This window comes from Actinomadura geliboluensis, from assembly GCF_043197915.1.
GTDB classification, from domain to species: Bacteria; Actinomycetota; Actinomycetes; order Streptosporangiales; family Streptosporangiaceae; genus Spirillospora; species Spirillospora geliboluensis.
On sequence record NZ_JBICUA010000004.1, the window covers coordinates 171,727 to 191,629 of the forward strand.

The 19,903-nt window shown below is 68.6% G+C and carries 21 protein-coding genes; 3 read left to right on the forward strand and 18 right to left on the reverse strand.

Annotated features, from left to right (window positions below):
- The first annotated feature begins 17 nt into the window (after positions 1-17).
- Positions 18-683, forward strand: coding sequence for a TetR/AcrR family transcriptional regulator (locus ACGFI1_RS15070; protein WP_138634983.1), 666 nt, complete (start codon positions 18-20; stop codon positions 681-683).
- Here ACGFI1_RS15070 and ACGFI1_RS15075 read toward each other — a convergent pair.
- From ACGFI1_RS15075 to ACGFI1_RS15110, 8 genes are all read right to left on the reverse strand, one after another.
- On the reverse strand, positions 640-1,215 hold the full coding sequence (locus ACGFI1_RS15075; RefSeq protein ID WP_392785741.1) for a hypothetical protein: 576 nt from the start codon (positions 1,213-1,215) through the stop codon (positions 640-642). The two genes, ACGFI1_RS15070 and ACGFI1_RS15075, sit on opposite strands and share 44 nt — an antisense overlap.
- The gene (locus ACGFI1_RS15080) at positions 1,199-2,377 is read right to left on the reverse strand and encodes a hypothetical protein (protein WP_386876661.1); all 1,179 of its coding nucleotides are present in this window, start codon (positions 2,375-2,377) and stop codon (positions 1,199-1,201) included. Before ACGFI1_RS15080 ends, ACGFI1_RS15075 begins: the two co-directional genes overlap by 17 nt.
- Positions 2,378-2,483: 106 nt before the next feature.
- Positions 2,484-3,776 carry a helix-turn-helix domain-containing protein gene (locus tag ACGFI1_RS15085; protein WP_392785743.1) on the reverse strand — a complete coding sequence of 431 codons (1,293 nt, stop codon included), beginning with the start codon at positions 3,774-3,776 and terminating at the stop codon, positions 2,484-2,486.
- A 256-nt stretch (positions 3,777-4,032) separates the two neighbouring features.
- Positions 4,033-5,223 carry a PucR family transcriptional regulator gene (locus ACGFI1_RS15090; protein WP_138634973.1) on the reverse strand — a complete coding sequence of 397 codons (1,191 nt, stop codon included), beginning with the start codon at positions 5,221-5,223 and terminating at the stop codon, positions 4,033-4,035.
- Positions 5,224-5,564: 341 nt separating this feature from the next.
- On the reverse strand, positions 5,565-5,996 hold the full coding sequence (locus tag ACGFI1_RS15095) for a hypothetical protein (RefSeq protein ID WP_392785745.1): 432 nt from the start codon (positions 5,994-5,996) through the stop codon (positions 5,565-5,567).
- Positions 5,997-6,368: 372 nt separating this feature from the next.
- Positions 6,369-6,680, reverse strand: a complete 312-nt coding sequence (locus tag ACGFI1_RS15100) for a DUF397 domain-containing protein (protein ID WP_392785747.1) — start codon at positions 6,678-6,680, stop codon at positions 6,369-6,371.
- A gap of 165 nt (positions 6,681-6,845) precedes the next feature.
- A complete protein-coding gene (locus ACGFI1_RS15105) occupies positions 6,846-7,157 on the reverse strand; it encodes a DUF397 domain-containing protein (protein ID WP_392785749.1) in 312 nt (103 codons plus the stop codon).
- A 28-nt stretch (positions 7,158-7,185) separates the two neighbouring features.
- Positions 7,186-8,046: a helix-turn-helix domain-containing protein gene (locus ACGFI1_RS15110; protein ID WP_392785751.1), complete on the reverse strand. Its 861-nt coding sequence runs from the start codon at positions 8,044-8,046 to the stop codon at positions 7,186-7,188.
- 207 nt (positions 8,047-8,253) lie between these two features.
- Here ACGFI1_RS15110 and ACGFI1_RS15115 point away from each other — a divergent pair, with 207 nt between their 5' ends.
- Positions 8,254-8,535: a hypothetical protein gene (locus ACGFI1_RS15115; RefSeq protein ID WP_392785753.1), complete on the forward strand. Its 282-nt coding sequence runs from the start codon at positions 8,254-8,256 to the stop codon at positions 8,533-8,535.
- On the forward strand, positions 8,532-9,050 hold the full coding sequence (locus ACGFI1_RS15120; RefSeq protein WP_171068869.1) for an ATP-binding protein: 519 nt from the start codon (positions 8,532-8,534) through the stop codon (positions 9,048-9,050). Before ACGFI1_RS15115 ends, ACGFI1_RS15120 begins: the two co-directional genes overlap by 4 nt.
- Before the next feature lie 13 nt (positions 9,051-9,063).
- Here the strand turns inward: ACGFI1_RS15120 and ACGFI1_RS15125 are convergent, their stop codons facing one another.
- From ACGFI1_RS15125 to ACGFI1_RS15170, 10 genes are all read right to left on the reverse strand, one after another.
- Positions 9,064-10,449 carry a hypothetical protein gene (locus ACGFI1_RS15125; RefSeq protein ID WP_392785755.1) on the reverse strand — a complete coding sequence of 462 codons (1,386 nt, stop codon included), beginning with the start codon at positions 10,447-10,449 and terminating at the stop codon, positions 9,064-9,066.
- A gap of 71 nt (positions 10,450-10,520) precedes the next feature.
- Complete coding sequence (locus tag ACGFI1_RS15130) at positions 10,521-11,261, reverse strand: hypothetical protein (protein WP_392785756.1); 741 nt, start codon at positions 11,259-11,261, stop codon at positions 10,521-10,523.
- Between the two features lie 249 nt (positions 11,262-11,510).
- The gene (locus ACGFI1_RS15135; protein ID WP_392785758.1) at positions 11,511-12,206 is read right to left on the reverse strand and encodes a hypothetical protein; all 696 of its coding nucleotides are present in this window, start codon (positions 12,204-12,206) and stop codon (positions 11,511-11,513) included.
- A gap of 189 nt (positions 12,207-12,395) precedes the next feature.
- Positions 12,396-13,196: a hypothetical protein gene (locus ACGFI1_RS15140; protein WP_392785760.1), complete on the reverse strand. Its 801-nt coding sequence runs from the start codon at positions 13,194-13,196 to the stop codon at positions 12,396-12,398.
- A gap of 277 nt (positions 13,197-13,473) precedes the next feature.
- Positions 13,474-14,274, reverse strand: a complete 801-nt coding sequence (locus tag ACGFI1_RS15145; RefSeq protein WP_392785761.1) for a hypothetical protein — start codon at positions 14,272-14,274, stop codon at positions 13,474-13,476.
- A gap of 412 nt (positions 14,275-14,686) precedes the next feature.
- Positions 14,687-16,792 carry a hypothetical protein gene (locus ACGFI1_RS15150; protein WP_392785763.1) on the reverse strand — a complete coding sequence of 702 codons (2,106 nt, stop codon included), beginning with the start codon at positions 16,790-16,792 and terminating at the stop codon, positions 14,687-14,689.
- Positions 16,793-16,872: 80 nt separating this feature from the next.
- Complete coding sequence (locus ACGFI1_RS15155; protein ID WP_392785764.1) at positions 16,873-17,622, reverse strand: hypothetical protein; 750 nt, start codon at positions 17,620-17,622, stop codon at positions 16,873-16,875.
- A gap of 340 nt (positions 17,623-17,962) precedes the next feature.
- Positions 17,963-18,595 (reverse strand): hypothetical protein, encoded by a 633-nt coding sequence (locus ACGFI1_RS15160; RefSeq protein ID WP_392785766.1) that lies wholly within the window; start codon positions 18,593-18,595, stop codon positions 17,963-17,965.
- A 1-nt stretch (position 18,596) separates the two neighbouring features.
- On the reverse strand, positions 18,597-19,148 hold the full coding sequence (locus tag ACGFI1_RS15165) for a hypothetical protein (RefSeq protein ID WP_392785768.1): 552 nt from the start codon (positions 19,146-19,148) through the stop codon (positions 18,597-18,599).
- A gap of 18 nt (positions 19,149-19,166) precedes the next feature.
- Entirely contained in the window at positions 19,167-19,898 is a 732-nt protein-coding gene (locus ACGFI1_RS15170) for a hypothetical protein (RefSeq protein WP_392785770.1), read from the reverse strand.
- Between the last annotated feature and the right edge of the window lie 5 nt (positions 19,899-19,903).

The following is a 19,903-nucleotide window of genomic DNA, read 5'->3' on the forward strand; positions in this document are numbered from 1 at the left end:
CCTGGCACCATGAAGGGATGCGGACGAGCAGGACGCGCCACGGTAACGACACGGGGAACGGCGACGGGCCGGGCGGCGGCTCGGCGGGCGGCGGGCGGCAGTGGGCCCGCGCCGACGCGACGCGCCACGCGCTGCTGAGCGCGGCGCAGCAGGTCTTCGCCGACCGCGGCTACGCCGACGCGGGCATCGCCGAGATCGTCGAGCGGTCCGGGATCAGCGTCGGCAGCCTCTACCACCACTACGGCGGCAAGGCCGGCCTGTACGTCGCGCTGTGGGAGGACCTCACCGCAGAGCAGGAGGCGAGCGCCGCGCAGGCGGTGTCCGCCGCGCGCAAGAGCGGCGAGTCCGACCCGATCGCGCTGTTCACCGCGGGGGCCCGCGCCTACCTGCTGGTGTGCTGGGAGCGGCGGGAGGCGGCCCGGCTGTTCCTCGCCGGGGAGGGCCCGTCGGGGTCGTCGCTGATGCGCCGCAGCCGCGCCCAGCACTGGATCGCGCAGAACACCAAGCTGCTGCGCGGCCCCGCGCCCGGGGAGCCCGCCGGGCGCGCCGACCAGGTGCTGAGCCTGGTGCTGACCACCGTCATCGGCGAGGCCGGACGGGAGATCGCCACGGCCGAGAACGAGGCCGAGGCCGCGGAGATCATCGACGAGGTGTGCCGGATCCTGATCCGGCTGGCGCGCTGACCCCCGTCTGGAACCCGGCGGCGGGCAGCGCGAGGAGCGCCGCCGCGGCCAGCGCGGCGGCGCCGACGGCCAGCGTGCAGGCGGCGACGGTGACGTCCGCTCCCGGCTCGGGGAGCGCCATGGCGGCGCGGCGCATCGGCTCGGCGGCGAGGAGCGGCACGGCCGCCCAGACGGTCAGCCGCGCCGTCCGGGATCCGATGAGCAGTTCCGGCGCGGTGTGGGTGAGGAGCGCGCCGGCGGCGAGGAGGAGCGCGCACAGGGCCATGCCGGTGCCGATGTCCGGCCCGGCCGTCGGCGGACCCGCCGGGCCGGGGACGAGGCCGTCCAGCACCCGCAGCGGCCAGACGCGGGAGCCGGTGCTGGCGAGGACGCCGATGACGAGGACGGCCGACGCCGCCCACGCCGCGCACAGCAGCGCCACGGCCGCGACGGCGAGGTGGGGCTGCTCCCACGCCTGATCCTGGAGCGGCGGCCCGCCGGGACGTTCGGGGGCGGCGTCCCGGAGGCCGCCGCGGTCAGGGGCGGACGACACGGACCTGCCCGACCGACAGCCGGATCGGCGGGACCGGCTGGAGCGGGCGGACCGGCCGCGCGCGGGCGGGCTGCGGCGGCAGGGTGCGCAGCCGCGCGGCGGTGGGCCGCTTGCCCGCGAGGTGCCGGCGGGCGGCGCGGAGCCGGCGGCGCATCACCCGCTGGGCGCGGGCGTCGCCGCGGCGGATCAGCCGCAGCCGCATCAGCAGCAGCGTCACCCCGGCGCCGAGCGCGGCGAGGAAGCCCGCCTGGAGCGCGGCCAGTTCCTCGTAGGTGAACGGCTCGGCGGGGATCGTGCGCAGGTTCGACACCGGGACGAGCGGCCCGGACGCCGGCGCGATCTGCGGGGCGTTGGCGGGCACGATCGGCGGCAGCGCCACCTGCGGGCCCTTCATCCCGGCGAGCGGGTTGAACCCGGACGGCGTCAGCGGCGGCACGCCGGGCGGCAGGGTCCCCGCGCTGATCCCGGGCGGCAGCGCGCCGGACGCCGAGGTGATGATCAGCTTGTAGGTGCGGGACACGCTGCGCGCCTTGGCCGCCGACACCGACGCGCGCAGCGTGATGACGCCGGGCTTGGCGTTGGACGGCGCCCGCACGGTCGCGATCGCGGCGGCCCCGCCGGAGCCGACGCTGCCGAGGGACTGCGCGCCGGGGCTGACCGACGCGCCCGAGGCCGACATCCGCAGCGCGACGCCGGTCGCGGTCGCGTACGCCGACGAGATCCGCACGGTCGCGGTGATCGAGCCGCCGGGCTTCATCGTCGCCTGAGACACCGTCAACCCGAGCGACAGCACCGGCGTCTTCGGCTTGCCCGGTCCGGGCGGAGGCGTCGTCGGCGGGTCCGTGGGCGTCGTGGTCGGCGGCGGACTCGTCGGCGGATCCGTCGGAGGATCGGTCGGCGGATTGGATGTGGGCGGGTCCGTCGGCGGGTCCGACGTCGGCGGATCCGTGGGCGGGTCGGACGTCGGCGGATCGGTCGGCGGATCGGACGTCGGCGGGTCGGTCGGGGTCTCCGTCGCCGGCGGCGGGTCGGACGGCGTGTCGGTCACCGTCGTCTCGGGCGACGGGGTCTCGTCCGCGTACACGGGGTGGACGCCCACCGTGCCGATGAGCGTCACCGCGCCGAGTCCGGCCAGGACCGAGACTGCCGATCGTGAACGCACCCCGAACGCACCTCCACCGCGTCGCGACCATCCCGCCGAAATTGCACTGAATTGGATGGAAGCATGCGCGGATTCGTCTCATCAACCCCGCACGTCAAGGTCCGTTTCAGCTGCTCATATTCCGCCGATCCGTAATTGGCCGATTATCATCCGGTGAGGGTTTCCGCGGGCCGTCGCCGTCCCGCCGGGAGGCCGCTCCCGCCGCCGCGCCGCCGCGCTCGCGCAGCCGCATGGCGCGCAGCACCGCCTCGATCGCGAAGCGCGCGTCGGAGTCGGCGAGCCGGTCGCCGAGGGTGCTCTCGACCTGCCGCATCCGGTAGCGGACGGTCTGCGGGTGGATGCCGAGCTCCGCCGCGATGTCGTTGGCGCTGCCGCGGGTCGTCAGCCAGGCGCGCAGCGTCTCGAGCAGGCGTTCGCGCTGCCGGCAGGTGAGGTCGTCCATGTCGCCGAGGTGCCGGGCCGCGAGCTGGTCGATGAGCGCCTGGTCGGACAGCAGCCACAGGGTGATGAGGTGCTCCTCGCAGTCGGTGACGGGCGTGTCGCCGAGGACGCCGTCCTCCACCAGGCGGAGGGCGCACCGCGCCCACCGCAGCGAGTCGACGACGCCCGCGGGCGGCACCGTGAGGCCGATGACGAGCTGCCCGTCCGGCAGGACGCGCAGCAGGGACCGGCGCCGCTCCCCGGTCGCCTTGCCGGGGACGACGAGGAACGGCTGGGTGGCGGTGAGGTCGGCGAGGACGTCCTCGTCGAGGGCGGCCCGCACGTACCGGGCGCCGGGCGGGGCGACGACGACGGTCACCTCGTCGGGGATCGTCCACCCGGCCTTTTCGGCGGCCTCGGCCAGGACGCGCGGGGACGCGGCGGGCCGCAGCAGCAGTTCCAGTAAGCGCCGCCGGTGCGCCTCGGCCTCGCCGTCCGGGCGGGCGTCCAGGTAGCCCTCCAGCGCGAGCGCGGCGAGTTCGTCGATGTAGGCGAACAGGGCGTCGGCGAGCTGGGCCATGACCTCGGGCGACACCCGGCGGCGCGGCCCGACCTTCATGATGCGCCGCCACGCGACCTGGGCGCCGATGCGCAGCGCGGCCTGGAGCGTGTCGAGCGTCCGGCCCTCCTGCGCCTCGAACCGGCCGAGGCGGCGGTAGGTCTCGTGGTGGCGCTCGCGCGGGGCGAGGGGGTTGGCCACCCGGTCGACGAAGTCGGTCAGCGCGCGTTCCACGCCGATCCGCAGGGCCTCCACGTAGGGGCCCTTGAGGGGTCGCCCGTACTCGGGGATCGACCGGCGGACCTCGTCGATGATCTCCTGGGCGAGGCTGGGCAGTTCCGGGCGCATCAGCAGGGCGAGCCGGCGGGGCAGCCGCGTCCGGCGCTTCACCGTCCCCCGCGTCAACGTCTGCTGTGCCATGGGCACACCTCCAAGTCGCCGACGTCGCGGACCGGGGCATGGCGCCGGGCGGGGGCACCCGGCCGTCCGGACGGTCGACCGTATGGCGTAATACCGAGGGCGCGCCGAGCGGGGGACCCCTGCACACCCCCCGCAATCAGTGAGCTGAAGCACATTGAACTTAGATCAAATAGGGCGCGTCAAGGTAAATGAAACGTAAAATCAGCAGTGTGTGGCCTCATGGCCACATTCAGCGTCCAATTGGGACGGGCTCATTTCACGGGGCGCCCCGCTCCCGTAGCCGGTGGGCGCGCAGCACCGCGTCGAGCACGAATCGTGCCGCCGGATCGGTGAGCTGCCGGTCGAACGTCGCACTGATCTGCCGCATCCGGTAGCGGACGGTCTGCGGGTGCAGCCGGAGCCGGCGGGCCGCCTCCACCGCGTTCCCCTGTGCCTCCAGCCACGCCCCGAGGGTTTCGGTCATGCGCATACGACGGGTCCGCGGGAGATGGGACAGCGCGGCCAATTCGCGCCGGGCGAGCTGGTCGAGGAGCGGACCGTCCGACAGCAGCCACAGCTCCAGCAGATGCCGCTCGCACAGCGTCGGCCCGCCGTCCTCCAGCAGCCCCGCGTCCACGAGGGCGAGGGCCCGCCGCGCCCACCGCAGCGAGTCGGCGGCCTCCCCCAGCGGGACGGTGAGGCCCACCGCGAACCGGCGTTCGGGCATCGCGCGGCCCAGCATCGCCGCGCGCTCGGGCCCGTATCCGCCGGGGATCAGCAGGTGGGGTTCGGCGTCCGCGAGGTTGACCAGGACGTCGGCGTCCATCGCCTCCCGGATGCAGCGGGCCCCGCCCGGCAGCGCGACCATCGTCACGGTGTCGGGGACGTCCCAGCCGGACGCGGCGGCGGCCCCGGCGAGCGCGCCGCTCGCGGCCCCCGGCCCGAGCACCATCCGCAGCAGCCGGTGGTCGCCGGGCGGCTCGTCGGCGGACGAGCGGACCTCCAGGTAGCCCTCGACCGACAGGGAGGCCAGCTCGTCGATGTAGGCGAAGAGGGCCTCGGCCAGCCGGGACATGACCTCGGCCGGCAGCCGCCGCTCCCGCGCGACGGCCGCGACCCGCCGCCACGCGACCTGCACGCCGACCCGGTAGGCGGCCTGGAGCGAGTCGAGGGTGCGCCCTTGGTAGGCCACGCCGCGGCCGAGTTCCCGGCACAGCTCGTCGCGGCGCTCGTGGGCGCCGCTGGCGCCGGAGACCTGGTCGAGAAAGGCCGTCATGGCCTGCTCGACGGTGACCCGGAATCCGGCCGGAGTCGTCGGCCCGTCCTGCCGCGAGTACTCCGGGACCGACCGCCGGATCTCCTCGATGATCTCCCCGGCGAGCGTGGGCAGCTCCGCGCTCAGAATCGCGATGACCTGCGGCGGCAGAGCCCCAGGACGACCCCCTCCCCCAACGAGGGTCTTCGTCATCCGCTCTCCCCTTCACGAGGTCAAAGGAATTGCCCCATTAAAAGGTAACCCACCCCGCGCCCGCAGCACACCATTACAGAAAGATCTTCAGACCTTGAATGCCGGGAACACTCACCCGGCAACAAAAACGACCCCATTCATTGATCACCCGGAGATAATCCGAAGCGCGCCCGCACCCGATAGGCGACCGCCCGCCCGCACCCCAGGCAGGCGTTCCCCCTCACCCCAGTCGGATCTATAGGCACAATTCCGTCATTACGCCACGTAACGACGGCGGACCTCCTGCCAGGACTGGGAGGCGCCGACGTTGACGCGCCGCACGACCGGCGGTCGGCCACGGTTCACACCTCCTCTCTCTGCTGGAACTCACCCGCCGACGTGATGGACGCGCCCGCGGAAGCGGTGTGCACAAAGACGCCGAACACGGTCGCTCCCGAGTGCATGTGCACGTTGACGCCGCACTTGGCACTGCCCTGATCCGGCCGCTGGGAGGTCCGCTCGACCGCACGGATCTCTTCGCTGCCACCGTTCACGATGAGTGCGGCGAGGTGCTCCTCGACCAATGTCAGTGCTACGCGCCCGGACGCGGGGAGTTCTGGGAGGGCCACCGGCGTGGGCGGCTGCCTGGTCACGGGTTCCTCCGGCTGCGACTGGTCCTCACCACCGGACGCACTGGTACGGACCCACTGGATCGCGATCGTCGCGCCGGTCCGGAGTGTGAGGACGTGCCCGCAGGGCTTGCCGGTGATCCCCGCGTCGGCGAACGTCTTCACACCGGTGATGGCCGGGGACCCCGCCAGGACGCCCTGCACCCAAGGCGCCCATCTGGGTAGTCGCATATGTCCTCCTGGCAATGTGTCGTTTTCGCATGGCCACGCTCTGGTGGAGACCTGTGTCTGGTGGCGGCACGGGCCCAGAGGTGACGCGCCCCGGGAACCAAGGGCGGTCTCCAACCGGCGCCGCCGTTCCGGTCCAGCGGTCTGCTCCGCGAGATACCCGGTCACATCGGCAGCGGCATTGCTGACATGGACTGCCCGAGCGCCCGCTCCGTGCATGCCACCGTCGGAAACTACCGAGGCAACTCGATGATCAGCGGCATGTCCACCGCGTGTCTTGCCGCGTTCTCGTGGCCGGCTCCGATCGCGTCAGGCGAGGTCGAGGCGCCCGGTCTTCACGGCGTCGAGGAACGCGGCCCAAGCGCCGGCCCCGAACCCCAGCACGGGCCCGTCCGGATCCTTGGAATCTCGCGCCAGCACAACCGCCGCCCCCGCCGCAACCTCCACACACTCACCACCATTGCCCGTGCTGTGAGTGCTCGTGCGCCAGGCCCCAACCTCTACACACTCTCCACCGTTGCCCATGCTGTAGCTGCTTGCGCGCCAGCGGGCCACTTCGAGGCAGTTGCCCTCGTCAGTGCTGCGGCTGCTCTTGCGCCAGACGATGTTGCTGTTGTCCATAGCGCCTCCCCACCTGGTTCTACGGCACAGTGTGCGGCTGAGTCGCGGTACCCATGTGGGGAGGTAGGGCTGTCCTTGACGCCGTAATGACGTCCAGGACGGTGCTCGGGGGCGGCTGTAGCGGCCAGCGGCTACTGGCTGATTTGGGCGGGACGCGGGAGGGCGTCAAGCAAGGTCGAAGTGCCCTCTCTTCACAGTGTTGAGGAAGGCAGCCCAGGCGTCGGCACCGAAGCCGAGCACCAGCCCGTCCGGATCCTTGGAGTCCCGTGCCAGCACCAATGCCTGGCTCGCACCAACCTCGACACAGGCGCCGTTGTTAGCACTGTGGCTGCTCGTCCTCCAAACGCCGCCGACCTCAACAGAGTTTCCTTGGGGGGTTCTGGGACTGCTCCTCCGCCAAGCTCCAACCTCGACGCACTGGCCTCCGTTACCAGTGCTGTAGCTACTAGTGCGCCAGTTGATTCGCGACGGTCCCATATGGCACCTGCTTCCTTAGGGCGGGAGATCAGTGGATTTCCTGGACGGACGTAGCGATCAAGCTTCGCGACTGCTCACGGCCGCTAGCTTGCGCGCGCAGGTGGTTGAAGATGAGCACATAGTTGTCCACTTCGTCCGGCTTCTCCAGGTAAAGACTTCCCCGTCGGTACTCGACATACACCGTGGCCGGATCGGCGGGTTCTGGAAACCCGAGGATCGTGAAGCCTCCCTGCATGGCAGGGTGAGCACCAGCAGTGAACGGCAAGATCTGGAGCGTGACGTTGGGACGGCGAGACAGTTCGAGCAGCAACTCAAGCTGACCCCGCATGATCACGGGTCCACCCACTTGACGCCGGATGGCCGCTTCATTGACGACAAACCACATGTCCGGAGCGTCCTCTGCCTCAAGGAGGCGCTTCTGCCGCTCCATACGAAGGCTGATTTGCCGGTTGACCTCTTCCTCCGAGGGGACTACCGCCTCAGCCAGGTATGTTGCCCTCGCGTACTCCTCAGTCTGAAGGACTCCAGGAACGACCTCCGACTGGTAATCCTGAACCGATGCCGCTTCGCCTTCGAGCCCGACGTACACCTGAAACCAGGTGGGCATAGTGCTGCTGTACTGGTGCCACCAGCCGCGCTTGCGGGCGTCCTTCGCTACCTGGAGGAGGGCCTCGCGCTCGTCGCCGGTGACGCCATAGACCTCCAGCATCAGAGAGACCTCGCCGAGACGGGCGCCGCTCTGGCCCGTCTCGATGCGGGTGATCGTCACGGGCGCGCATCCGATGCGCTCGGCCACCTGCTCACGGGTCAGCCCGCGCTCCTTCCGGAGGCGCCGGAGTTCGGCGGCGAGGCGACGCTTGCGGACCGTGGGGCTGCGACGAGCGGTCACTTTGTCCTCCCTGTATCCGTTTTATGGTGCCTTGAGGCCAAGATCAAAGAAACAAACTGCGTTAGTTCAGTTCGTTTCTATTGCGGAACGCACGTCATCCGCGCACACTCTGACCGTAGCGAAAATTACGCACGGTAGATGGGCGATCACATAAGAAAGTCGGGTGAATCGTGGTCGTTCGCGTGCCTGGAGAAGGGGCGTCCGACGATGTCAGCGGATCAGCGACCGCACGTGGTGCGGTTCGGCCTCCTGGCTGATCTGTGTCTCAAGCTGGGAGAACGCCAGCAATGCGCCTCCATGCTCGTCCACCCGTCGCGGGGTGAGGCGGTGCTGTGGGTGCCGGAGCGGGCCTGGCCGCGCAAGTGGCTCGGGGTCGCGGCGGTGGACCACCGGGGACGATGGCTCTACGCCTTCGGTGACCAGTGGAGCATCGCCGGGGACGTGGCCGAGGCCGCGGCCCGGGTCGCATGGGCGGTGCGGGCCCGATGAAGCACTTGGGGACGTGCGTCATCCCGTCCGCCCGCAAGAACGTGGCCAACGGACGGCGGTGGCTGCTCGGGCGGCTCGAACCGCTGCTCGGCGCGACGCACAGCGCCTGCGATGACAGCGTCCTGCTGCTGTCGGAGACGCTGACGAACGCGATCGTCCACGGGACGGGCCACCTCGTGGAGGTGGACGCCTACGTGGACACGGCCAACATCCGGATCGAGGTCACGGACGAGGGCGGCAGCACCGTCCCGCATCACCGGGACGATCCGCACGGCGAGCACGGGCGCGGCCTGCCCATCCTGTCGATGCTCGCCAAGTCGTGGGGGTTCGAGCAGCTCGACGACGGTCGGCTGCGTGTGTGGTTCGAGGTCCCGCATACGGCACGTCCCGAGAACCGCGAGGACGGCCGCGCCAAGGCGTTCGAGGGCGCTCCGACACCGCCGCGTCCGCGAGACGGCACGCACGACGGGACGTCGCTCAGGGCGAACACCTCCGCGCATACCGGCGATCGCTGACGGCGAAGGCGCGTCAGTCTTCGGTTGGACGTGGTCGCCAGCGTTCGAGGGCGACGACGGCGAGGCCCGCCAGAAGCAAGAGGACGGTGTAGAGCCAGAGGTGGCCGGGTTCGCGGAACAGCTCCGCGTCCGGTCCCCGACGGCCGGTTCCCTGCCAGTCGCCGAGCAGGCCGCAGGCACCGATGACGGTCGCGAACATCAGCGGGCCCAGGACGGCAGGGGAAAGTCCGTCCTGGGTCAGCCAGACACCGAGTGAAGCGATCGCGAGCGTGATGGTGGCGGCGAGAAGAAGGAGCATGACGACCGTCATGCGGTCCGGGCGGACCACCATCGTCAGGGCGAGGACGGCGGCACACGAGGTGCATACGGTGAGGGCGGCCCAGTGGCGCCAGGGCGGGAACGCGGCGGCGGCACCCGCCACCACGCCGAGCGCCACCAGGAACCACATGCTGATAAAGCCCGAATGCTGCCCTTGTATGAGCGCGCTTGCCGGGCCAGAGAAGCCGATGACGGCGGCCGAGGCGACGATGGTGCCGACCGCCGCGCGAAGCCCCGCAAGCGCAGCCGCCACCAGACCGGCGGCCAGCAGCAGCCAGCACGCTTTGACCGCGAAGCCGCCCTTGACCGTCTCCATGCCGGCGGCCGGGATGAACGCGAGGACCGCCACCGCGCCCGCGATCGCCGTCCGGACGCCCATCGCAGGCTCGGCGTCGCCGGACGGTGCGGCCAGCTCGGGACGTCCGTCGTAGCGGTAGTACAGGCCCAGCGCCAGGAAGGCCCCACCGATCGACGTGGCCAGGAAGAAGAGACGGATCAGGATCTGGACGACTTCGGCGAAGTCCCACGGGTAGCCACCAGGCCGCGCGATCTCGATGTGCGCTATCAACATGTCCGTGGACGCGCCGAAGACCTGCGCGCCCACTCCCGCCCCGATCAGGATCGCGCCCGCACCGGGCGCCCCGATGTGGACGAGCCGGAGCCCGGCGGCCAGCGTCCCTAACAACACCAGCTGCGCCCCGGCGGTGACCGAGCCGAAGTAGAACCAGGCCGCGCCGGTGTAAAAGTCGTTCCGCGCCACGACGTACACGAACTCGGTGGGGAGCATCAGCACAACCCCCGCGACCAGGAGCCACGGCCAGCTCCGGCGCAGCGACCACCACATCGCCGCCAAGCCGGCGACCGTCACCACCGCGACCACGGCGGCCTGCTCGGCCTGCACCACGCCCGGGTTGATGCGCAGGACGTCCGCGAACCCGGCCGCGCGCCCGACATGGCCTCTGGGCCGCGCGGAGTTGGCGACCGCCCCGAGCGTCCCGATCGCGCACAGCAAGACGGCGCCGATCACCCATGGACGGCTGGTCTCGAACGGAATCCGGTCTCTCAAGGCTGCGGTTGCCATGCCACTCCTACGGGTTCCTCATTGTCCGCTGGGCGAGGCTGAGTTGTCGGCTTTCGGCTCCGGCGGCATCGTCACTGGCCGTCGTCGTCGTTCCTGTGGTCGTCCTGTTCAGAGAGGCGTTGGAGGTTCCTGCCCATCTCCCAGGCGGTGGCCGCGATGCCCACGATGCCTGGATCTCGGCGCGTGGGGCGCTCTGCGATGGGTGTGTCGGGCGAGTAGCGCATGACCGCCTCGGCCAACCTCTCTCCGTCCAGCCGCCAGCCCTGGATCTTTTGCGACGCCAGCGACGGCTCGGCGCCCAATCGGCGCATCCAGGGACCGAAGACGGCCTCTTTGAACTGCTCCTCCGCGATGGTCGGCGGAGGAAGTTCCGGCGGCCTGGGCAAACGGCTCATCCGGGCGGTGACGCCGGCGGCGTTGAGTTCGACCCCCACGTAGTGATGGCGCGTTCTCTGCCTGCCGCTGCGCACGATCCGGTCGAAGGTCACGATGCAGTCGATCCATGACCACGGGATCAGCTCCGGCTCAGCATCTTCGCCGGTGTAGCCGAAATAGACGCCTCGCACGTCCACCGCGAACGACACCTCCCCGCGGCGCGCCGGCCTCGTGACAAGAACGGCGAGTATCGCGGTCGCTCCGGTGAACATCGTCAGTCCGAGGGCTAGGCCGGGCCCGGAATTCCGAATGGTCTGATAGAGCAGGAACACGTCCACGGCGCCGAAGCCCACCAGGATCGGCAGATTGCCGCGCCAGGACTGCCTGGCGATATACCCGCCCTCAGCGAACTCGCCGGGGCCGTCATCGGGTCTCATGTGGTCCGCGTTTCACCACCGAACACCTGTGGATCGCTGCGCGAGTCGACAGTGCTGAACTCCAGATTGCCACCGTGCGGGTGAGCGCGCCAGACCCGTTTCCATAGTCGGCATCAATGGCATCGGGCTTGTTCCAGGGCCCTGTCATCTCTCCTGGCAGGGCCCCGGAAAGCGCAAGCACGGCCTTATTGATCGCAGATGGCGGGCGGGTTCCGGCGCACTACTCGTAGCCAAGAGCGCCGCTGGCGATCAGGGAAGGTTGTTGATGCCGAGCAGGGCGATGTAGTGGTCGAGGACCACGGTGTTCGTGCCGGCCGGGGACCGCAGGCCGGTAGCTGCGTTCACGAGGTCGTCGATGTTCTGGCCCAACTGCTCGCAGCCCCGCGCGGCAGGTGCGGGGAAGGCGTTGTCCACATGCGTCGCCGACATGATGTTCACCTTGTCCACGGTCCCCACGTGCGTGAACGGAACGCCCGTGATCGGGGTGTTCGGCGGAGGCGGGTTCGTGATGCCCGTCGTCATGCTCAGCGGAATCGGGTCCTCATCGCTGCCGATCACGCAGGAATCACCGAGTCCGGCACCGCTCAGGCGGATCTTCAGGCCGATCGTCATGTCCGGGTAGTTGATCGTGAAGCCGCCCGCGTACTCGGGAGCCGCGAAGACCGTCTTGCCCGGCGGAAGGCCGATGGCCTCCGAGGGCAGGGCCACCTTCTTCGTGTGCAGCGGCCCCACCAGGAACTGCCTCTCCCCGGTCGGCCACTTCATCACCTCGGCGTAGGTGAACCTGATCTCATCGGTGATCTCATGACTGAGCCGGCCGATCTGGATTCGGCCACCGACCACGACCTGGTCGTAGCACGTACCAATGTATTTTTCGTAATCCGCCGGAACGGCGGGACAATCAGAGAAGTCGAAGTCCGGCAGATCAGCCTCGGCAGGAGCCATCGGACCCGTACGAGCTTGGGCGGAGGAGGCTACGCCCAAGAACATTCCAGTCGCCGTGAGCGAACACACCACACCGACAGCGAGCTTTCTGCGCGTTCGTGCCCAATTCATGTACCTCCCCTTCCGCCTGCGGGCGGGCCGTGCCCGCGGGATCGCCGCGGGCACGGCCCAGGACCGACCGTGCTCGGATCAGAGCTCGGAGTAGGACTTCGAGACGATGTACTCGTTCTGGATCATGGTGTTCTTACCGGCCGCCGAGGGGAAGCCGCCGACCTGGTTGATGAGCCAGTCCGCGACACCGCCGCCGAAGACGCAGCCGGAGGCGCCGGGCACCGCGAAGTCGTTGCCGACGTGCTTGGCCTGCAGCACCTCGGGCAGCGGGTCGGACCGCTTGATCGTGACGCCCTCACCGGTGATCGGAGTGTTGGGGGCCGGCGGGTTGGTGGTGCCGGTGGTCAGGTGCAGCGCGATCGGGTTGCTGTTGGTACCGACCGTGCAGTTGCCCCCGAGGAACGGGTTGATGAGCCGGACCTTCACGGCCACGTTGATGTCGAAGTCGTTGGTGCCCGGGACCTCGAAGGCGCCCGCGTACTCGACCTTCGCGTACACGGCGCTCAGGAGCGGGTCACCGAACAGGCCGGGCTGGACGAGCATCTTCGGCGCGTCGAGCCCTCCGAAGATGGTCTTGATCTCGAACGTGTCGAGGAAGTACGCGTTCGCGTACGTGATCTTGATCGGCTCGTCGATCGTCTGGTCGAAGTTGCCGATCTTGAAGTTGCCGCTGGTGACGACAGCCACCTGGCATCGCGAGTAGAACGGGCTCGCTCCCTCGGGAAGGGGCGGGCAATCGGAGAAGTCGAAGCTCTCCGGAATCGGGTCCGGATTGGCCGCCGACGCGGCCGGCGCCAAGCCGAAGGTGAGCAGCGCAGCGGCGGCCACAGCGGGAAACGCGAGCCGGGAGCCGCGCCTGCGAAGTCGAGTGAACTTCACCAGTCCATCCTTTCTGGTACCGGGAGAAATGAACAAAGGTCGGCGGACGACCACGTCCCGACCGGCAGTGAACCGGACTCGCCGCAGGCCGCCGACGGCCTGCGGCGAGCCGGCCCAACCACACCAGCGCCGGGGTGGTGCGGGCAGGTGTGGCCGTTCCCAGTGCCTTTCGACGGGGACTGGACCGTGCCGAGACGAGCCACGGTCACTGTCGCCGAAAGGCACCGGACTGCGCCTGCGGCACCGCGCGCGAGCGCAATCCGGTCGACATGCCGGCTTACAGCTCGGAGTAGGACTTCGAGACGATGTACTCGTTCTGGATCATGGTGTTCTTACCGGCCGCCGAGGGGAAGCCGCCGATCTGGTTGACGAGCCAGTCGGCGGCGCCCAGACCGAAGACGCAGCCGGAGGCGCCGGGCACCGCGAAGTCGTTGCCGACGTGCTTGGCCTGCAGCACCTCGGGCAGCGGGTCGGACCGCTTGATCGTGACGCCCTCACCGGTGATCGGAGTGTTGGGGGCCGGTGGGTTGGTTGTGCCGGTCGTGAGGTGCAGCTTGATCGGGTTGCTGTTGGTACCGACCGTGCACCTGCTCCCGAGGAAGGGGTTGATGAGCCGAACCTTGACCGCGATGTTGATGTCGAAGTCGTTCGTCCCCGGGACCTCGAAGGCACCCGCGTACTCGACCCTCGCGTACACGGCGCTCAGGAGCGGGTCACCGAACAGGCCGGGCTGGACGAGCATCTTCGGCGCGTCGAGCCCTCCGAAGATGGTCTTGATCTCGAACGTGTCGAGGAAGTACGCGTTCGCGTACGTGATCTTGATCGGCTCGTCGATCGTCTGGTCGAAGTTGCCGACCTTGAAGTTGCCGCTGGTGACGATCGCCACCTGGCATCGCGAGTAGTACGGGCTCGCTCCCTCGGGAAGGGGCGGGCAATCGGAGAAGTCGAAGCTCTCCGGGATCGGGTCCGGATTGGCCGCCGACGCCGCCGGCGCCAAGCCGAAGGTGAGCAGCGCAGCGGCGGCCACAGCGGGAAACGCGAGCCGGGAGCCGCGCCTCCGCAATCGAGTGAACTTCACCAGTCCATCCTTTCTGGTACCGGAAGAAACGGACACAGAGCGTCGGACGGCGCCACAGTGTGATCCCGGCCGGCGCGGAACCGAAGTGCGGACCACCGGCGAGTGATCCCCTGATTCCCAATCGAAGGCTAATCCCGAAACAATGACGATTCAATACGCCATAACACGCGAATGTGAAGATTTTTTCGCCTTGTTAGCGAATGCCAGAAATAGAGTTCGAGCGACGGTCCGTATTATCACCTGCCGCATATCACGCCCAGCAGCTCGACCTTGTTCGAAGGCTGGAGCGGCGCCGGACACAATGGCCGCAAGCGGCCTGTGTATGGGCGGCGTTCGCTGAACGTGCTCGCCGCGGGCCGGAAAGGGCCCGCGGCGAGCACGACCGGACCACCTGGGCGCCGGCAGGGAACGGTCAGGGAGAAGTGATCTCCTGCTCCGGCTGGAAGACGAACTTGTTCTCCTGCGAGGTGAGGAGTCGGCTGTAGTCCGTGAACCCCGAGATATTGCAGGTCGACTTCATTGACGTCTTCAACTCGGGAAACGCGGAGTAGGTGCCGTCCTTGTAAGTCCCGATGATCCGTCCAGGGCGCTCATCGACGATCGAGGAGTCGAAGAAGCTCTGCTGCACGGCCTCGGCCAACCGCAGCGTACAAGTGCTGCCATCGGGCTGCTCCACGACCGCCTTGAGCGTCACTCCATTGATCAGCATCTGCCACTCGCCGGAGAATGTCATGGACATGTTGATCCACACGTCTCCCTCATCGACGACCTCGCCGTGCACCTTGTAGATGGTGCCGTTCCGCGCCTTGACCTCACAGCCGTCGAGGGACATGCTGCCCTTGCCCAGCCGGAATCGCGACTGCCAGTGACCACGGTCCAGATGGAACCGCATGCGCGCCGAATCGCACCTGAATTCGCTGTTCCTCGTACCGCCCAGAATAATGTCTTGCGCAACTGCGGTGAAATCCCCGCCCGGCGACACAGAGAAGGTTTGAGGCAGAGCAGCAGCACCGTCGACGCAGTTGCCGCCGTTCTCGACGTTGCACCAGATTCCCGCTTCGAGGTTCGCGTAGTTTCCGGTCCCGGAGACGCTGGCGGTGAGGATCGGGCTCAGGTCTTCGTTGACTCCGCAGCCGGAGAAGGCGGGGATCTTGACGTTCTCGGCGATGACTTTCTGCCCCTGCGTGTAGTCCGCAGAACCGGTTTCCTTGGTCCCGGTGAACCCACTCGCATAGAACAAGGTCGGGCCGGTAGTGCATTTACTGCCGAGAGCCAGTGGAACCCCATTGACCTCGGCTTGGTCGGCCTCGAGTCGAACGTAGGCACTGGCGCGGACTTCTTGCTTGTCGACGGTCGGGTCCGTCAGTTTCATGGAGTCGTCCAGTCGCTGGACCACTCGCAGGTTGCCGGTGATCGGGTCATCTTTCCCGCTCCCCGGGGCACCGACTTGAACCGCTTTCGCCACCGCGCGCGTCGGCATGAATCCGAAACCCAGCATCGTGGCGGGAGTCGGGTAGGTCCGGTTGACGAAGTAGCCGCGATGCTCCGCATAGTTCGGCCCGAAGAAGAAATCACCAGAAAGGCTTCTGACCGGCGCGCGTACGTTGTTCTCAATAGCGACGGGAACGGCGTTTCCAGCCTTCTTGATGTTGAAGAATCCCGTGGCCTTGAGGCAGTACATCACCCCGGCGCCGGTGTCGTCGTACGGAACGCTGGGGGTATCCGGGGAGCTATAGATCTTGTACAGCTCAGGATCAGGGTTGATGGCGTACCGCGGATCCTCCCCCTGACCCGGAATGGTCTGGCACAGGTTCTCCTGAGCAGGGGCGGCCTGGCGGGGCGACGCAGTCGGCACTCCGGGCGCCGCCAGGGCGTTGCCCGCCTTGACCTTTACGCTTCCTAGCAGCGTCGACTTCTCGGCCACGCAGTGCAGCGCCAACTCCGCCGCGTCCTTCCCCGTCGTCTCCTCCGGCGTCAGCGACAGCTCCATCTCCCCGGCGGACCATGAGAGTGCGCCCGGCGATGCGGGGAGCACCGGCGACGCCACCCCGCTACCGGTCAGGTGCACGGTTCCGTCATCGTCTGGCGGCGTCGCCGCCAGCGCGAAGGCCGGCCACCCGCCCTTCCGATCGCCGGCGGGCTCACGGACGGCGACCTTCACTTCCGCGACCCCTCGGAGCGCGGGCGAGGGCGTGGACGATGGGGCGACGCCCGTGACCGGTGGTGCCGATGCTTTGCTCGGGGACGTCGCCGAGGCTTCTTTCACCAATTCGGGAGGGAGACCGACATCGATCTTGATGGTGCCCAGCTGGACCGGTTGGCCGACGGTCCCGGACGCCGGGACGCTCGTCGTGATCCGCAAGGCCACTTCGTGGGTCTCGGCCTTGCCGGAACAAACGAGCCCCAAATCCACACCGACGTCCGCCATCGCCGGGGGAATGGCGACCAAAGCGCCGCCGCCCGCGACAAGAGCCGCGACCGCCCCGACCCTCGCGACGCTCCTGAACACCTGTCGCATCTCACATCCTTGATCTATGGGGAACCGCACCCGGGCGACGAGCGCCCGGGTGCGGGGTGAGTCAGGGCTGCGACCTCAGCTCACGGCTGAACGTCGATGATCGGCCCCTCGTTGTTGGTGGAGTTGTCCCCGAAGACCTCGGCCGTACCGCTGACCGTCATCCTGTCGTTCAGCTGGATCAGGGTGGTGGGGCACGGGCCCTGGAGGATCTGGGTCACCTTGAGGTTGTTGTCGGCCGCCACGGTCGACAGCTTCAGCGTGCCGGGGTCACCCGAGCCCGGTGCGGGGTTGGTGTACGTGCCGCCGATGTAGCCGCTGCCGGGCCCCGCGTCGCCCTCGATCAGGACCTTGCACGCGATGCTGGGCGCGTTCAGCTCGATCGTGACACCCGTCAGCCTGCCCGTAGTGACTCCGGAGGCGTTGGTCGTGCCCGTGGCGTTGAAGCTCCACGGGTTGCTCGCGCTGACGCCCACGGCCGTCACGGTGGTCGGGACGGGGCCGGGGACGGCGGTGCAGGGGTTGTTGAAGTTCACGCTCGTCAAGGCGGCGAGGCCGGTCGGGGACAGGCCGCTCCCAACCTTCACCGTGCCGGTGGCCGACAGGGCGGGCGCACTGGCGCTCGGCGTGCAGGACAGGGCCGCCGGCCGGTTCTGGTTGAGACCGCCGACGTTGCCGACGCTCTCTCCAGTGACGGGCTGGGTAGGCCCGGTCGTCCCGGCGAGCGTGACGTCGGCCGTGAGCGGCAGCGCCGAGGCGGGAGCCACGGCGAGGCCGGCGGCGGCGACCGCGGCCGCCGTAACGGTCACGACCTTACGGGTGATGTGTCGCATGTCAGTTCTTTTCCCTTCACGGGGGGTGATTTCGTCTACTCGTAGGGACACTGACCGCGTATTACAGAAGCAACTCCTCCAGGGTCGACGGGAGCAGAACCCCTGAAGCCGAACAACGCCGTTGACCTCAACCCAGGACCACCCAGTCCTGCCGTTCTATTATCAGAATATACTCGTCAGTAGTGCACTTCTCAAGAGTCGGGAAGACATTTTTTTCGGCTCCCATAAAGCACTGCTACCTGTTGTCATCCACTTAGCATTCGATCACTATTCGCTTGTCACCGGATTACAGCCGCGCGGTCGGAGCGATGCCACTAGCACTGCGCACCCAATTCATGGCCTAACTGACCGTCTGCCCTGGGCTCAGTTCGTACGCGGCGTTGATCGCGAACTCGTCGCCCATGCTGCTCACGAGAGTCGGGCAGGGCGACCACAGGGTGGTCACCGCGAGGTTGCCGGCGCCGAGGATCGGGATCGAGAGCGTGCTGGGGTCTCCAGGATTCGCCGGGTTGGTGTGGTGACCCTCAACGTATCCGGGCAAACCGCCCGCGCCCGCGACCTCCGCCGAGCACCCGGCGCTGGGGACATCCAACTGGATCTCGATGCCGTTCAACCGACCGGGGGTCACTCCGCCCGACGTCACGCCCGTCACGGCGAAGGTCCACGGATTGGCGGGGCCGGTGTACGGGGCTGTCACCGTGACCGGGATGGGGTAGTTGGCCACGCAACCGCTGAAGGTCACGCTCGTCAGCCTGAAGAGCGGGCCGAAGCCGCTCGCGTTCCCCAAGATCGTCGACGTGCAAGCGATAACAAACCCGGTTCGGAGATTGGCAAGTTGCACCGGCCCGACTCCGGTGAAGAAGCCGCCGGGACTTACCGTCCAACTGGCCGCGGAGGCCGGGGACGCGACGAGACTGACGATGGCGGACGCGGCCGTGATGGCGGCCAATAATCTTCGGGCACGCTTTCGCATGTCAGGCCCCAAGGGTGTCGATGGCGGAGATCTTCCATTTGCCGTCGGCGTACAGGGCGTCCACGGCGAAGACGGCTGCGGAGTAGCTCGTCTTGTTGGTGTCAGTGCGGGTGTTGCGCTGGTCGGCGAAGATCAGCAGGCGGGCGCGGTCTCCGGTCAGGGACTTCACCGCCGAGTCGGTGACCGACGTGGTGAGTACCTGCTTCTGCTGCGGCGCCTGCTTGCGCACCAGGGCGAACAGCTGGTTGTACTGCTGGACGGCCTTTCCGGTGAGTAGTTCCTGCGCCGCCTTCTCCGTCTTTGCCACGTCGGCGTAGTTGTAGGAGAACACCGTGTTGACGACCGTGGTCACCTGGCCTTTGACCTCGGCGGTTCGGCCATTGTCACTGAGAGCGTCGTTCTGCGCGGAGGCCGCGCTCGTCAGGTCGCGCTCCTGGGCGTTCGACCAGGCGGCGACTCCACCGAGCGCTATTGTCAGCGCGCCGAGGAGCACGACCAGGCGAGTGCGCGCGGTGCCGGGGACGAACCGGCCGGGCGAAGTGATCGCTGCCATTTCGTTTCTCCTCCCCGCTCAGGGCGTTCCGGTCGGGGCCTGGCCGAGCGCCGACAGTTTCCAGCCATCCGAGGTCCGGGTGAGCTGGCCGGCCATCCGCCGGGTGTTGTCGACCGGCTTGCCGTCGGCGCCGGTGATGGTGATGCGGACGGCGGCGATGACGGCCGCCTTGCCCGCACGGGTGTCGAGTTCGGTGAGCCCGGATTCGAGGATCTTCGCCGTGCTGGTCGTCTTCGCCTTCTGCACCTCGGTCTTCAGCCGCTCCCGGCCCTGCACGATCTGGTCGTAGAGCTGCGCGGTCGCCGAGTCCTGCCACACCTTGAGGCCCGCGTCCACCTGGCGATAGTCGAGGGTGTTGAGGTTGACGATCTCCTGCCCGGCCACGGCGAGCACCCGGTCCCGTTCGGCGGCGTAGGCCATCGAGTCGTCGCCGGACGCCGCGTGGTACGACCAGCCGAACCAGGCGGCGGCCCCCGCCGCGATCAGCGTCACGAGCGACGCGATCCGGATGAGCGGGTCCTTGGAGAGCCCGCGCCGGGGCTTCTCGTCCGCGTCCTTCTCGGACGACTTCGGCTTCGACGTCTTGTCGGACTTCTTCCCGGTCGGCTCCGGGGTCTCGCCGCCCTCGTCCTCGACCGGTTCCGGCTCGGCGGGCTCACCGTCGTCCACCTGGGCCTCGGGCTCCTCGGGCTCCTCGGCCTGAACCTCGGGCTCCTCAGCCGCCGTATCGGCGGTCTTCGTCTTGGACACCTGAA

Coding starts and splice junctions, on each gene's coding strand:
- ACGFI1_RS15150 (WP_392785763.1), bottom strand. CDS start 16,792: ATGCGACAGGTGTTCAGGAGCGTCGCGAGGGTCGGGGCGGTCGCGGCT.
- ACGFI1_RS15070 (WP_138634983.1), top strand. CDS start 18: ATGCGGACGAGCAGGACGCGCCACGGTAACGACACGGGGAACGGCGAC.
- ACGFI1_RS15090 (WP_138634973.1), bottom strand. CDS start 5,223: ATGACGAAGACCCTCGTTGGGGGAGGGGGTCGTCCTGGGGCTCTGCCG.
- ACGFI1_RS15115 (WP_392785753.1), top strand. CDS start 8,254: ATGTCAGCGGATCAGCGACCGCACGTGGTGCGGTTCGGCCTCCTGGCT.
- ACGFI1_RS15160 (WP_392785766.1), bottom strand. CDS start 18,595: ATGCGAAAGCGTGCCCGAAGATTATTGGCCGCCATCACGGCCGCGTCC.
- ACGFI1_RS15130 (WP_392785756.1), bottom strand. CDS start 11,261: ATGAGACCCGATGACGGCCCCGGCGAGTTCGCTGAGGGCGGGTATATC.
- ACGFI1_RS15125 (WP_392785755.1), bottom strand. CDS start 10,449: ATGGCAACCGCAGCCTTGAGAGACCGGATTCCGTTCGAGACCAGCCGT.
- ACGFI1_RS15155 (WP_392785764.1), bottom strand. CDS start 17,622: ATGCGACACATCACCCGTAAGGTCGTGACCGTTACGGCGGCCGCGGTC.
- ACGFI1_RS15135 (WP_392785758.1), bottom strand. CDS start 12,206: ATGGCTCCTGCCGAGGCTGATCTGCCGGACTTCGACTTCTCTGATTGT.
- ACGFI1_RS15120 (WP_171068869.1), top strand. CDS start 8,532: ATGAAGCACTTGGGGACGTGCGTCATCCCGTCCGCCCGCAAGAACGTG.
- ACGFI1_RS15100 (WP_392785747.1), bottom strand. CDS start 6,680: ATGGACAACAGCAACATCGTCTGGCGCAAGAGCAGCCGCAGCACTGAC.
- ACGFI1_RS15165 (WP_392785768.1), bottom strand. CDS start 19,148: ATGGCAGCGATCACTTCGCCCGGCCGGTTCGTCCCCGGCACCGCGCGC.
- ACGFI1_RS15085 (WP_392785743.1), bottom strand. CDS start 3,776: ATGGCACAGCAGACGTTGACGCGGGGGACGGTGAAGCGCCGGACGCGG.
- ACGFI1_RS15105 (WP_392785749.1), bottom strand. CDS start 7,157: ATGGGACCGTCGCGAATCAACTGGCGCACTAGTAGCTACAGCACTGGT.